Here is a 15,452-nt window from a genome sequence, read left to right on the forward strand (position 1 = left end):
ATTTCTAAGAGATAGAAAATCAGTAAGCTGTATTTTAACAGATTAACTTAATCATAACACAAGAAGAGTCTGTTATTGGGCATAGATGAGATGTCATTAATTAGACACTTCTGGGTATCAATAGGGCTTATTTATTGATAACAATTTTGCGTTGCACTTGATAAGTCTCTGTGCTAATTGTAATCAAATACAGACCTGAAGGAAGATGCTGAGTATTCAAAGAATACTGATTATTGTTCTGTGAAACGGGTAACTTAATTTGCTTACCTGCTAAATCTTGAAAAACAATATTCACGTAATTTGAGCTTCTAATCGCAACATTAATATTGTTTTTGGCTGGGTTAGGGAATAACTCTATAAATGGGGTGAGATAAATACTCTTGGTATCAGAAAAAGAGAATGACCCATCAAAATCTGTTTGTTTTATCCTATAGTAATTGGTTCCTTGATTTGGATGCAAGTCTTGAATAGAATATCGCAGCTCCTGATTGCTGTTTCCAGCTCCATTGACTCTTTGTATAGATATCCAATTTCTTTGGTCACTAGATCGTTCAATTTCGAAATAGTTATTTTCTATTTCAGAGCTTGTAATCCAATCAATAACTACAGTTTGATTGATAAGTTCTAATGAGAAATCACTGAATACAACTGGCAGTGGTGAATTAGTCATGTCAATTGTAGCAATAGTGAAATTGTCACCATCATCAAGGTTAACACCAGAAAACTGGTAAAGACCTGCACTTGGATTAGTTGCACCACTAATGATTCCAGATCCTGCGACCGTTTCATCATTGAATAAACCATCTTGATCCTGATCAATTAATAGCCTCAAATCTGATGTGTTTACGGGAAGAAGCCCACTCAAATCAAAGGTGACGTCCACATTTCCATTATCATTCTGAATTTCAATATGCCATGTTCTAGCAACTCTACCTTCTAGTCCTTCTCCACCTGGAAAATCAGTTTCATCTTTTGATTCCATCACATCATTATCGTTGCCCCAGATGTAAAATACTCGGTCTGTAGAAAATCCGCTTGACTTTTCTATGATCACTCGAGAGTCAGAGTTGGCTGACCTTGAAGACCTTTGGTCCAAATCTGAAAAATCATCTCGGCCAATACCGGCTATGTCATTGCTATAAGTTGAAAATGTGGTGGCATCCCAAATAGTAGTGGTTTGCGAATCGTAATAATCTGATGGAGAGCTTTGGTCAATAGTTAGGCCATATTTCAATGCCAGATAGGATTCAACCTGACGTTGGTCATTGGTCGATAATTTTTGATTGTAAGCTATGACCTCAGCAATGTCTCCTTGCCATTCGTCGTTTTCTTGTCTGCCTATACCAAATGCACTCCAATCTCCAACTGTATTGTTATAAACTTGGGCTACACTTGCAGACAATCCATTAATCAATTGACCACTAGTTCCGGCCCCATCAGCGAAATTGTTTAATAGGTAAGGAGTATTAGTAGTAAGAATGGTAGTTGTTGGATAATCTACTATTGTAGCATCATTTTGAATTACCCTACCTGAAAGCTCTCCATTTTCTGTGATCCACATTCCAATGTTTTGTGAACTTGAAAATGAGGTAGCGGAGCCTTGGATTATCCCATTGTTTTCTGAGGTAGCGCTAAATGCACTGGCACTTGCAACAGCAAATATATCAAAAGAGCTATTGGTTCCGTCATCTACGGTCGTTGTGAATAAATCTTCTGTACCACTGTATCTTAACGCTGGATTAGAATTGATTGCATTTTCAGTGTAACTGGGGCCTGTGCCAGTTGAAGCAGCATCATCTTCATTAGAACTTTGATCTGACCATGTGGTGACTGGTGATGAACCAATCACCCCTTCGTTGGCTTTGAACCAGACAGCGAGATTACTACTTATACCTCCTGGACCATGAGCCGCGATTTGGGTTCCCAATGTAATTACTTCCCCATCATTGATAGTGATATTGTCGAAATAAACGGTCTTTTCTGTATTATCTGAACTGCTGGCGCCAATTCTTCTTACAAATCCAGTAGTGAAATCTCCATCTCCATCTTCGTCTATCATCAGTTCCATCTGATTGTTAAATGTAACCCCAGTAGCATTGTCCAAATCGATGAGTAGATCTAGTGTTTCACTGAAATTTGTAATGTCTAATTTGAATTCAATACCTAGTCTTGAAGTAACGATTCCTGATGTTGGGATTTCTGTGGCAGATTCGGTTAACGCTTGTCCATTGTGTCCCAGAATAATGGATGATTGATTTTGAGCAAATGTTTCAGGGGTCGTGATATCTCCTCTTGCAACCGTAAAGGAATTGTTTCCGACCTGAAGAGTCGACTTCCCTTGGTTTAATCCAGATGCATCATCCCGAGCGATCCCAATTAACCCATTGTCATAACCAGAATTAGTAGTAGCATCCCAAATCACAGTTCCGTTTGAATTGACATAGTCAGTGGGAGAACTTTGGTCCAGAGCAATTCCATATTTGATGGCAAGGTAAGATTCTATCTGTTTTATTTCTGCGTCGCTCAGACTTTCGTTGTAAATGATGGCTTCACTGATGTAGCCATTAAGAACATTCGCATTTTGACTGTTGAATGTACCTAGGTTTATTCCTCCATTGTCTGAGAATGGTTGTTGAGATGAGGAAGGACTAGTTACTGATTGAAGTCCGTTGATATTGATAATGTTGTTAAGTGAACCATTGAAGCCATATCTAACGGCAATTAGTACTGGTTCATTGGCTGTAACTGTGCCTCCAGAATAGAAATTGGTGTTTCCTTGATATATAGTTGGGGTACTACTCCCATTAAAATAGATGGCATGACTACTGCCCACATCATCCGCCGACACTAAGTTGTTGGCTCCTGTTGTATTGTGCAAAACTGCCACAACTAATTTGGTGTAATCAGAACTTGTTCCGATCGTTCCTATTTGATCGGTTGTGAAGAAGTCACCAGTGCCGTCAAAATCCACAGATGGGTTGTAGTTGATGTTATCAGTAGAGTTGTCCACATAGGCTGGATCTCCACTAGGAGTAGCCGTAGCACTCAGATTACTTTGTCCTGCCCAGGAGGTTATAGTGGCTCCATCAGTGGATGGACTTACCCCTGCATCTGCTTTGAACCACATCCTTAAATCTGAGCCTAATCCACCGGGTGCTTCCCCTGTGGTGGCTAAAGTAAAGTAAGTTCCATGATCCAGATCAACAGCGCTAAATGTAATTGTGTTATTAGAAAGTATGTCTGCGGCTGTTTCGGTCGCTCCGGTTGTGAAATCAGTATCAGTGTCTGCTAGTAATTTAAAATCACTAGCAACTGCTCCTCCTAATCCTAAACTTGCTATGTCAAAAGTAATAGAGATAGAACCCGCATCTCCACCAGTTCCTAATTCGGAAAAGTACCATGTTCTGCCACATCTAAAATTGACTGTACTTGGAATGCCTGATTGAGTAGCAAGAAGTGATCCGTCATCATTACCAATGATTACAAATTGTTCATCGCTGGAAAATGCCCCTCCCTTGTCCAAAGTAATGATGCCATCACTATTCATTGATTTAGATTTTTGCTGGTCCAATGAGGAACTAACATCATAACCTATACCGGTAATGTCATTGTCAAATCCTCCTCCTGTTATCCAGATTGTAGTCCCATCTGAGGCTATATAATCTCTAGTGAGACTAATGCCGTATTTGATTGCCAAGTAGGTTTCAACCTGTGCAAGTTCTGAGTCAGAAATTTCGTTGTTGTAAACAACCACTTCGGCAATTCTTCCATCCATATTGTTGCCATTTTGAAAGGCTCCTATCTGAATGGCTCCACCATCCGTGAAGGAGGTTGTGGATGTGTTACTTGCTATCTGGTTTCCATTGAGATTTAGAATGTTGTCCAAAGTGCCCCCTGTATTTCCTCTAAACCTACCTGAAATAATATAGGGTGATCCAGAAGTAATCGAGCTGCCCGAAAGAATGGGAGAGCCATGAAAAAGGGTTGGAGCATCACCACTGGCATTATTGATAAATAAAGCATGATTACCTGAAGCCCCAGAGGAAATTAGATTGTTGTTGATGGTGGTATTATCAATAATTGTCACCACAATTTTCGTATATGCATTTCCTGCACCTAGAAGACTTGTCGCGGTAGTCGTGAAATAATCACCGTCAGGATTGATAAAATCAACAACAGGGTTGAAATTAAGATTGTCAGTTGTGTTGTTTCGGTATTCTGGTGTGCCATTGTTAGTAGCACTTGTTCCTGTAGGGCTTTGGTCAGTCCATGTGTCCAATTCTGTTCCGTCAATTGTTGTAGAGGTACCAGCATCTGCTTTGAGCCATAAAACTAATTCTGTATCCCCAATCCCTCCAGGGTTTTGAGCATTGACAGAAAAAACAGCCAATATTAAGAATAGGTTAAATAAGGTGGTTTTTCTCATCTTAAAGTCTACTTTCCATACATGCAAAAGCTTCCAATTAGTCAATCATTTCAGGTTATTAAATAATATTGATCACTTAATAATAAACCAATATTTTGATGAAATATTGTCTGAAACACACAGTGTGTGAATCAATAATTGGAATTCAAACTTAGGGATTCTAATCCAATTGTAGATAGCTTCACCCTAGCTATTTATTTTCTCAAGATTGGAATGTAATTATTCAAGGATGGATTATTAAATAATTGATGGATTTAAGGGTTTTTTTAGGATCTTTCAAATTTCTTTATTCAATAGATCGATAGGCCAATCCTATTTTATATTTTCGTACAAATTTCGTGTCTTTAATATTTAATGTAATGCTAAGACACAAAGTTGTGCCAGCGTATAGAAATCTCTAACTAGCTTAACTACTAAACAATGCACGTTGTTCTTTTTTCTGTTGAGGTTGCCATATTTGCCTTTTTTCTGGCTTCAGCAGCCTATGTTTTCTTTTTTTCCTTTTTCGGTCTGTTTTATAAAAGGAAATCTTCATCAATCAATCAAAACACATTTAAGAGGTTTGCCATTCTGATTCCAGCTTATAAGGAAGATGCAGTTATTCTATCTGTAGCTGACTCTATGTTACAGATAGATTACCCTAGTGATTTTTATGATGTTTACATTATAGCTGACCATATGCAGCCAGAAACCTTGGTCGCATTGAGGGGGAAGGATGTTGAGCTCGTTGAAGTCAAATTCGAAAGCAGTACCAAGACCAAATCTCTTAACTTCTGTTTGGATTCGATGGATACCTCCAAATATGACATGGTTGTAATAAGTGATGCTGATAATATTTTTGCAAAGGACTTCTTAGCCATTGTTAATGATTATGCCCAGATGGGTTACTCTTCCATACAAGGAAGGAGGGTAGCTAAAAATTCCAATACTGATTTGGCAGTTTTAGATGGGGCCAGCGAGGCGATCAATAATCATATTTTTAGGAAAGGCCCAAACGCGATTGGTTTATCTGCTTCCTTAATTGGCTCGGGTATGGCCTTTCAAATTGATGAGGTGGTATCATGCTTAAAGGAGATAAAGGCGATTGGAGGGTTCGATAAGGTGCTTCAGTTGAAAATTATTGAGCGAGGCAATAGGATTTTGTATTTAGATCACGCTTTGGTCTATGATGAGAAAACTGATTCCATTGATAATTTTAAAAATCAGAGAAGAAGGTGGTTGTCAAGTCAATACAAATACCTTCTTAAGTATTTGGGGCAAGGTTCTTTGAATTTGATCAAAGGACGTTTTGATTATTTTAATATTGCGGTGCTTCACAATTTATTCCTTCCTAGAGTTATTAATTTGGGTTGCCTCTTCCTATTGTCTTTGATGACTTATTTATTGTCAGACTTTTTACAACTACCTTATTGGTATTGGAGTGGTACATTTCTTTTGTATGTGGTTGCAATGTTGATGGCAATGCCCAGAAGGATGTTTGGTAAGAAACTATTTAGATCAATGCTTAGTTTACCACAAACTTTTTGGTCTATGTTTTTGCTTTTGTTCAAACTAAAAGGAGCGGATAAGAAATTTATTCATACCCAACATAGCCAAGTAGAAGTGGATGAGGATGTAGTAAATTCTAAATAATGGAAATGAAGCAGCCACTGGTCTCATTGATTACCATCAATTATAATACTGAAGATTACACTCTTGAGTTGTTGGCGTCTCTACAGGAGTCGGAATATGAAAATTGGGAACTAATTATTGTTGATAATTCATCAAGAGTTGATCCAACTGATAAGTTAAATTCACTGGGGAATAAGGTGAATTATTATCGTTCAGAGCAGAATCTTGGATTCGCTGGAGGAAACAATAAGGGGGTTGAATTGGCAAATGGAGAATATTACTTTTTTGTCAATAATGATACTGAAGTTACCCCAACACTCATCGGAGATCTCATTGAGAAATTTCAGTCAAATCCACATATCGGGCTTCTATCTCCCAAAATTGTTTATCATAATACCAACATAATTCAATATGCAGGGTACACAGAATTGACTCAGCTGACCTTAAGGAATGAGGCAGTTGGTAACAAAAGAGAAGATAATGGGGAGTTCGAGTCTTTCATCCCAACTCCCTATGCACATGGTGCGGCTATGATGACCAGTCGAGAGGTAGTAAATAATGTAGGGTTGATGCCTGAGTTGTTTTTTTTATACTATGAAGAGGTAGACTGGAGTCAAAGTATCAAGGAGGCTGGATACGAAATTTGGGTTGATCAGGCAGCCAAGATTTATCACAAAGAGTCTATGTCGATTGGCAAAGGTAACCCGCTCAAGACTTATTATTTGACTAGAAATAGAATTTTGTTTTGCCGAAGACATAGAGATTTTTTTCAAAACTTTTTGTTTTTTTCTTATTCCTGGTTGTTCGTATTACCACTTAAATCTTTGCAATACTTGATTAAGAGAGATCAAAAGCAACTCAAAGCCTTTGTGAATGCTTATTACTGGCATTTGAAAAACTAACCTTATTATGACCAAAAAAATAAGAGTTCTTGAATCCATTCGACAAGGAATGGTTGGTGGAGGAGAGACGCATGTTTACGATTTGTCCACTAGACTTAATAAAGAATTGTTCGAACCGATCGTTTTATCCTTTACAGATGGAGAGATGGTGACTGCACTTAGAGATAGTGGGATTGAGACACATGTTATTCATACTACTAGACCTTTTGATACGAAAGTGGTCCAAAGCGTAATAAGCCTTATTAAAGAACGCGATATTGATATTGTACATGCCCATGGTACCAGAGCAGCTTCTAATGTCTTGAAAGCGGCGAAAAAGGTAGGGAAGCCCGTTATTTATACCGTTCATGGCTGGTCATTCAATTTGAATCAAAGTTGGCCTGTGAAATTTCTGAGAAAGCAAATTGAAGGTTACATTGCTCGAAGAACGAACCTAAATATTTGCGTGTCTGAATCTAATAGGAGTACAGGTAAAAAAGAGTTGAGAGGCTTTGAATCAATTGTGATCAACAATGGTGTGTCTCTAGAAAAATTTGATCATTCAATTAGTTCTTTCAGTATTGCTACTGAAATCGGAAAGAAGGAGGGGGAGATTTGGTTGGGTTTTCTAGCGAGAATGACTTTTCAAAAAGATCCATTAACCCTATTGAGGGCATTTAAAATAGCTCTTGAAAAAAAATCCAATTTGAGATTGTTGATGGTGGGCAGTGGAGAGCTAGAACAGGAGGTTAGAGAGTTTGTGACTAAGGAACGGTTGCACGAAAAGGTTAAAATGTTGCCATTTAGAGCTGATGTGCCGGCTATATTAAGTGCAATTGATATTTATTGTCTTCCTTCCTTATGGGAAGGTTTGCCTATTGGAATATTGGAGGCGATGGCTATGAAAAAGCCTGTAATTGCTACTCGCGTAGATGGTTCTAAAGAAATTGTCAATGATAACGTAGGAGTCTTAATAGAAAAGGAAAATGTGGATGAAATGGCAAAAGCGATGATTGATTTGTCTTCTAGTCAAGACCGACTATCAAGTATGGGTGAAAACGCTTATCAAATGATATTGAAGTCTTTTTCAGTTGAACAAATGGTTGAGAAGACTGAGGGAGCCTACCAAAGAATTCTATAAAAAAAATGTACTACCTAGTTTTGGGTATTAAGCCCTAAGTAATTTTACTTTTAGTAGTTATTATTGTATTATTAGAAGTAAATAATTAAAAACGGGCTTATAATTTATAATTATCTCAAGATAGTGGTAGCTTTGTTAAGACTTTAGAACAGCCAGCGTAAAGTTCAATTTTAATAACCAAGATCTAAACCACTAACCTATGAACTTTTTGCGTCTGGGATTTACTATAGTATCTTTACTATTATCCCTCTCTCTATCTGCCCAAGTTTTTGACGTCAATGATCCTATCGTTGATTATGATGAAGCAAATCCCCCATCTAATCCTTCCACAGGTCAAATTGCGAAATGGGTTCGTACTCCCGGAGTAAGCTGGAATACCAATCAATGGAAATGTTATGTCCTCAATGGTATGGCTTTTCGCCTACGTTTTCCAAATAATTATGATCCGAATAGAGCGGAAGAATATCCTATTATTCTAATCCTACATGGTTTGGGTTTTAGTAATGGCGATAAGTATATGAACGAGAGACATTTGAATAATTCAGGTGCCAGGCCTATGAAAATGCGATTAATCAAGGAAAATATGATGGTTTTGTATTGTCTCCTCAGTCTAACAATGGTTGGTTTAGTGAGCCTCATATAGCAAACATGGAGATCATTTTTGATCAAATTGTTGAGGAATTAAATGTTAATAAAAGTAGAATAGTAATCAACGGACGTTCAGGTGGAGCTCAAAATACATGGCTCTTTGTTCAAGATCACCCAGAAACTTATGCGGGTTTGATGCCTATGTCAGGTGTGAAGAGTACTTCAACAGATAATTTACAGGCTTTGAGACATGTGCCTATTTGGATTTTTCAAGGTGAACTAGATGATTCACCTTCTCCTGAATTCACAGAATCTCATATCGCCAAATTAAATACTGTTAACAATAATGTTAGATATACCATGTACAAAAATGGTGGACATGGTATTTTTAATAATGGATATGCTGAGTCAGATTATTTCTCATATATAGAAAGTAGGCATAAAGCCAACCCTGTGGTTCTTACTGGAAATTATTTTAATGTGTTTGATAATTCCAGTAAGGTCGTTTATGAGTTTGTTCCAAGGAATGAACCATGTCCAGGTGAAACAGTGGCTGTGACTTTAGGTTTAACTGCGGGATTTGATGATTATGAATGGAGGAAAGATGGCCAGCTGTTAAATGCATCAACTAACGAAATTGTAGCTACTGAATTTGGTGTCTATGATGTTAGATATTTAGAAAATGGAGAATGGAGTGAGTGGTCTCCTGCTCCAGTTGAAATCAAGTTGAAACCTGCAACAGAAACTCCAGATATTCAGTTAGTTGAAAATGAAAGTGTTGCTCTCCCTAGTCCTGATGGCAGTGTTTCAGTAGATTTAGAATTACCTCAGGGATATGCACAATATGAATGGAGAAAGGTGTCAGACAACTCATTGGTGAGTACTGATCGTATTGTGACTATTTCAGAACCAGATTATTATGTAGCTAAGGTTACTGAGAATTTTGGTTGTTCTAGTAATGATTCAAGTCCCTTACACATTATAGATGCCTTAGCTGCTAATGGACCTGAGGATCCATTAAGTGTCAATGGATTAGCATTATCCAAAACCGAAATAAAAATTATATGGACAACGGATCCAAATGATCAAAATCCAGCTTCATATTTTGAGGTTTTCAGAGAAAAAGCTGGAGATGCATTGGAATTTGTTGATAAAGTTGCCTCTGGTGCCACAGAATATATAGATGAGGGTCTAGAGCCTGATACAGAATACACTTATCAAATAAGGGCTATTAACGAGAATGCAGCGTCAAATGCTGTTTCAACCCCTCAGATTGAGACTCTAGTTGATGTCGTAAATCCAACCCCACCAACTAATTTACATGTGGTATCTTCTAATTCATACAGTGTTGCCTTAGACTGGGATGATGCGACGGATGATGTTGGTGTCTATCGTTATGATGTTTATAAGGAAGGAGCTAAAGTATTGTCGACTGAATTGTCAGAGGCCACAGTTTATAATTTATTACCTAACAATATTTATAGGTTTTATGTAGTAGCCAGAGACATTACGGGTAATGTGTCTGCTCAAAGTGAAAGAGTTGTAATGGTCACTACCGTAAATACCAATGCGCTCGCAATTTTTCCATTCGAAGGTTCGACTGATGACCTGTCTGGTAATGGAACTTCTACAAGTACCAATGGTAATCCTGTTTATTCAACGGACTTCATGCAGGGAGCTTCCAGTTTAGAATTTGATGGTAATGGTGATTACTTAGATTTGGATAGGAACGACTTGTTTATTCACAATGATGTAGCAGAGCGTACCGTAGTATTTTGGATGAAGTCATTGGACTTATCTGGAAACCATGATGTTTTTGATGAAGGAGGGTCCACCAATGGTTTTGCTATTAGAACTGTCGGCAGTACAATTGATTTCACCGTTCAAGATAATCATGATATTAGGTCTGTTACTTCAACCATTTCTCTTGATACATGGGTGCATGTAGCGGCCATTTTCAACAATGGAACGATGACTTTGTATCTTGATGGTGTTCAGGCAGCCATAGATAGCAATTTGCCATACACTGAAATATCAGCACATGGTGATGGTGGAGGCCTAGGAGGAACTAATGGTAGTAATGCATTTGATCAGAATAGCAGCAATTTCATAGGGAGAATTGATGACTTGCAGATATATGATGTGGCTTTGTCCGCTACTGATATCCAAGCGTTAATGAATCCTGCCGAGGTGGTTACAATCCCGGATAATGAAGTTTTGGCACCTACTGAACTCAATGCTGTAGCAACATCTTATGATGAAATAGATATTTCTTGGATAGATAATTCAGATAATGAAATTGAATTCCAAATCTTTAGATCAACTGAAGGACAACCTTATTTGCCAATCCAAAATGTTGGTGCCAATGTTACCTCATACTCTGATATAGATTTAAGTCCTGAAACTACCTATTCATATCAAGTAGTTGCTATTTCAGATTACAATAAATCGGAAGTAACCTTGGAGAGTGTCGCTTCAATTGCCAATTTTAAATTTAATGGTGAGATTCTTGATGAATCAGGTTTGGGAGTTCAAAGCGGTGTTTCTGGAAATATTTCTTTCAATGATATCGACAAAGCAGAAGGGTCTCATGCCATTGAGTTTGATGGTTCTAGTTACCTGAATATGGATAATGGGAATCAGTTTATTCATTCTGAGTTTACTCAAAGATCTATTGCTTTTTGGTTTAAAAGCTTTGATGTCTCTGGTGTTCAAGATATATATGACGAAGGTGGATCTACTAATGGTATTGGTGTTCGTATAGATGGAGACAATATAGATTTGACAGTACAGAATGGTCATGCAATATTTCCTCTTTTAGCCCCAATAAGCAGAAATACCTGGCATCACTTTATGGGGGTTTTTGACAATGGAAGCACACGGATTTATATTGATGGAAGCCTTACTGCCGAGAGAAATGATATTAGCTATTCGATCGTAAACAGTCATGGAAATGATGGTGGACTGGGAGGAACCAATAGCAGTAATGCGTTTGATGTTGTTTCGGACAGATTTACTGGTTTGATTGATGATTTTTATGTTTTTGATATAGCCGCAGATGCTTTTGTAGAAGAGTTGTCTAGTTTAGGTGGCGCTCAAAACAGTGCTACTACCTGGCCATTGCCAGCCGCTCCAGTAGCAGTTAATGATTTAAGTGTTTCTTCAGTTTCTTATGAGGAAATTGAACTTAGTTTCACAGATCAGTCTACTGACGAAGATTACTTTGAATTGTATAGATCGATCAACGATGAGACAAATTATCAATTAATCGCTCAGATTGAGGGTAATGATGGAGCAATATCTTATCAGGATCAAAACCTCAGTACGAATATCCAATATTTCTACAAAGTAGCAGCTGTGAATGCTGGGGGTGTATCAGAATCTAACAGTACAAGTGCTTTTACTCTTAATCATATTCCAATGGTTAACCAAGTAAATGACCTTACCATGCATCACAGTTCAATCTTTGAACTACCGATTTTGGCTACAGATGAAGATGGTGACATATTAACTCTATCGGGGTCAAATATTCCGACATTTGGGGAGGTTATTGATTATGGTGATGGTAGTGGTTTATTAAGGTTTGCGCCAGCATCAACTGATCAAGGCACATATTTAGACATAACTATTGAGGCCGCAGATGCCTTTGGAGGTGTTGCAAGTTCGGTGTTTAGTCTTGTAGTTAATAGTAACAATCTTCCAACAATTACATCAATCGACAATGTTGTCATTGATGAAAGTTCAACTCTAATGGTACCGTTTACTGTAGAGGATGCAGAAGGAGTTGAACTTTTAGTATCAGAGGTAGATGTTCCAAACTTTTGCCTAGTGGAATTAGATGCGTCTGGTAATGGGCAGATTACAATTTCACCTGATTATGCTGATCATGGTGAGTATTTTGTTTCATTGAGTTTTACAGATGCAGACGGAGCTGTTGCAACAGAAGAATTTAGCATAACTGTTAATGATATTGATCCGAACACCTCAATCTTTGTAAATCTTGTGAGTAATGTTGCGGCATCTACTCCTTGGAATAATGTTTCTTCTGTAAATAGTTATGCTTTGTTGGATGAAAATGGAGATGATTCGGGTATTTCATTTCAGTTACAGACAACCTCCTGGAAAGCCTACAACCAAGGAGCCCAGACTGGAAATAACTCAGGAGTGGTGCCTGATCAAGTTTTGAAGGAATATTACTACTTCGGAATATTTGGAGCACCTGAAACTGTAGATGTACTTATTTCTGGTCTAGATCCAAATGTGCCATACGATTTTTCCTTTGTTGCGAGTAGTGTATGGACTGGAACTGCCGATAATGGAACCACAGTCTATACAATAGGTAGTGAAAGTGCTTCTGTTTATGCAGATGGAAATACCGACAATTCAGCCGATTTGAATGGAATATATTCAGATGCAGCAGGAGATGTTATTGTTACCATGTCGAAAGCAGCAGGCACACCGGTAGGTTATTTGAATGGAATGAAGATAGTCACGGCACTAGGTGCCAATACAATTCCATCTGAACCAAGAGAGTTAGCATCTGAGTTAAATGGCGCAGTACTAGAATTGAGCTGGATTGATGCCCCATTCAATGAAGATGGATTTAATGTTTATAAGTCAGTTTCTTCAGGGGGACCATTTACTCAGGTAGCCCAAATTTTGGCAAATTCGGAATCATTTGCTGATGCAGATGTTACTCAAGGTGTGGAGTATTTCTATTACGTAACCTCGTACAATGAAAATGGCGAATCTGCAGGTTCTAATATAACAAGCTATTTGATTCCAAATACACCACCAATTATTACAGTAGAAAACACTTTGGTTGCCTATGCCAATCAATCTACTAATCTAGAATTTCTTGTAGAAGATATGCCGGACAATCAATTTACAATTGAAGTTCAGGGCTTACCTAGTTTTGGTATGTATACTCCTTCAGTAAATGGAGGGACTCTAACATTTAACCCAAGTTTAAATGATATTGGTGTTTACTCTGTAGATATTGATGTCGTAGATAATATGGGTTTGACTACATCTGAATCGATAACTGTAAATGTTGAAGAGGAAAAAGTCTATGGAATTTCTGTCAATTTTAGTAGAAATAGTCTTGCATCCAGTCCATGGAATAATACAGCAAAGAACCCTGCAGTAGGAGATGTTTTTTCTTCTCTACTTGATGAAGACGGTAATGATACTGGCGTCAGTATAACCTTGCTGACTGAATTTGGTGGTCAGTACAACGAGGGGGCGACAACAGGAGATAATTCAGGAGTAGTTCCTGACAATGTTCTCCAGGAGTATTATTACTGGGGAGTTTTTGGTTCTCCCAATACTGTGCAAATGAAGGTGTCTGGCCTGGATTATAACAACAAATATTCATTCAGTTTTGTGGGCAGTTCAGTCTTTAGAGGACTGAATGTGGTTGATAATGGACATACAGAATATGCAATTGGTAATCAATCTGAGAGCTTATATGTTGAGGGTAATACACAAAATGTGGCTACCATAGAGAATGTAGTAGCAGATAGCAATGGAGAAGTAATTATATCTATGACTAATGGACCTGACGCAACTGTCGGTTATATTAATGGAATAGTAATAGAATCATTTGTAGGTGATCCTAGCATTTTTGATCCAAGTAATTTGACTGCTTCTTCTCTTTCTTCCTCAAGTGTTGAATTGTCTTGGAATGATAATTCATTCAATGAAGTGAGCTTTGAAATTGAGCGTGCCGAGGATTTGAATGGTGTATACACGAGTATTGGTACTGTTTCTAGTGATGTAACTACTTTTACAGATACTAATTTGTCTACGGGTTCAATTTCTTATTACAGAGTTAGGGCATTTTTAGGAGGAACCGAGTATTCAGAATACACAGAGGTAGTTTCTGGCAGTACTATTTTATATACCGTTTTTGTCAATATCAATGGTGTTCCAGACTATGAACAGGCTGTCCCTTGGAATAATTTAAGTGTGGAGGCTGCTTCTGGTGATATTTTTACTGGTTTTTACAATCAAGATGGAAATCCGACTGGAATGGCGATGGAAGTTGTCAATGGTATGCAGGGGAGCAATGATTGGGGTGCGACCACTGGTGATAATTCAGGAGTGTTCCCTGACAATGTGATGAAGAGTTTCTATTTCAATGATAGGCTGGAAGCACCAGGTCACTTTAGACTTCTGGGACTTGATGCTGGTTTTGGTTATAACTTGAAGTTTTTCGGTTCTATTGTAACTAACCTAAACATCATTACCAACTTCTCATCTGGAGGAAAAAAAGTAGCAAATCATCAGACTGATAATGTGTCTGAAGTCTCAGTTATTTATGGTCTGGAAGCAAACGAAGATGGAGAATTAGAATTTTATGTTCAGGAGGATGCCTCATCCAATTGGGCCATTTTTAATGCGTTTGTTCTTGAAGCCTACCCAATAGACTCTGGAGATCCAATGGCTAGAAGCCTGAATGGTGGTGTTGCCGCCAATATTGCAGGAAATAAAAATGTTCATTTTGGAGTTCAGTCTCCTTTAATAGAGGTTTTTCCGAACCCTGTTAGTGATCATATGTTTATCAGTTTAGTGAACGGATTGGATATAGAAAATACAAAAGTTCAAATTTTAGATATACAGGGTAGAGTAGTATTTGCCCGTGATTATTCTTTTGATAATGATCAGATTATTGAATTGAATAATGAGATCTCCGGTTTAAATCAAGGGATTTATATTCTCTCTGTAGGAACCGGTGATCGCCAACTGACCCAAAAAATAGTAAAGTATTAATAGTATATAGTAACCTGCACCGAATAATAGC

General features: G+C 37.9%; 6 protein-coding genes. 5 read left to right on the plus strand and 1 reads right to left on the minus strand.

Annotated features, from left to right (window positions below):
- Positions 1–127: 127 nt before the first annotated feature.
- On the minus strand, positions 128–4,426 hold the full coding sequence (locus N7U62_RS00045) for a T9SS type A sorting domain-containing protein (RefSeq protein WP_264135818.1): 4,299 nt from the start codon (positions 4,424–4,426) through the stop codon (positions 128–130).
- A gap of 420 nt (positions 4,427–4,846) precedes the next feature.
- Here N7U62_RS00045 and N7U62_RS00050 point away from each other — a divergent pair, with 420 nt between their 5' ends.
- From N7U62_RS00050 to N7U62_RS00070, 5 genes are all read left to right on the plus strand, one after another.
- Positions 4,847–6,058 (plus strand): glycosyltransferase family 2 protein, encoded by a 1,212-nt coding sequence (locus tag N7U62_RS00050; protein ID WP_264135820.1) that lies wholly within the window; start codon positions 4,847–4,849, stop codon positions 6,056–6,058.
- A 5-nt stretch (positions 6,059–6,063) separates the two neighbouring features.
- Positions 6,064–6,939: a glycosyltransferase family 2 protein gene (locus N7U62_RS00055; protein ID WP_264135822.1), complete on the plus strand. Its 876-nt coding sequence runs from the start codon at positions 6,064–6,066 to the stop codon at positions 6,937–6,939.
- 7 nt (positions 6,940–6,946) lie between these two features.
- Entirely contained in the window at positions 6,947–8,059 is a 1,113-nt protein-coding gene (locus tag N7U62_RS00060) for a glycosyltransferase family 4 protein (protein WP_264135824.1), read from the plus strand.
- A gap of 199 nt (positions 8,060–8,258) precedes the next feature.
- Positions 8,259–8,702 (plus strand): hypothetical protein, encoded by a 444-nt coding sequence (locus tag N7U62_RS00065; protein WP_264135826.1) that lies wholly within the window; start codon positions 8,259–8,261, stop codon positions 8,700–8,702.
- A gap of 5 nt (positions 8,703–8,707) precedes the next feature.
- On the plus strand, positions 8,708–15,421 hold the full coding sequence (locus tag N7U62_RS00070) for a LamG-like jellyroll fold domain-containing protein (protein WP_264135828.1): 6,714 nt from the start codon (positions 8,708–8,710) through the stop codon (positions 15,419–15,421).
- Positions 15,422–15,452 lie beyond the last annotated feature (31 nt).

Source organism: Reichenbachiella ulvae (assembly GCF_025833875.1).
In the GTDB taxonomy this organism is placed as follows: Bacteria; Bacteroidota; Bacteroidia; order Cytophagales; family Cyclobacteriaceae; genus Reichenbachiella; species Reichenbachiella ulvae.

Excerpts from the sequence above, each read along its gene's own strand:
- N7U62_RS00045 (WP_264135818.1), bottom strand. The coding sequence starts at position 4,426 with ATGAGAAAAACCACCTTATTTAACCTATTCTTAATATTGGCTGTTTTT.
- N7U62_RS00050 (WP_264135820.1), top strand. The coding sequence starts at position 4,847 with ATGCACGTTGTTCTTTTTTCTGTTGAGGTTGCCATATTTGCCTTTTTT.
- N7U62_RS00055 (WP_264135822.1), top strand. The coding sequence starts at position 6,064 with ATGAAGCAGCCACTGGTCTCATTGATTACCATCAATTATAATACTGAA.
- N7U62_RS00060 (WP_264135824.1), top strand. The coding sequence starts at position 6,947 with ATGACCAAAAAAATAAGAGTTCTTGAATCCATTCGACAAGGAATGGTT.
- N7U62_RS00065 (WP_264135826.1), top strand. The coding sequence starts at position 8,259 with ATGAACTTTTTGCGTCTGGGATTTACTATAGTATCTTTACTATTATCC.
- N7U62_RS00070 (WP_264135828.1), top strand. The coding sequence starts at position 8,708 with ATGGAGATCATTTTTGATCAAATTGTTGAGGAATTAAATGTTAATAAA.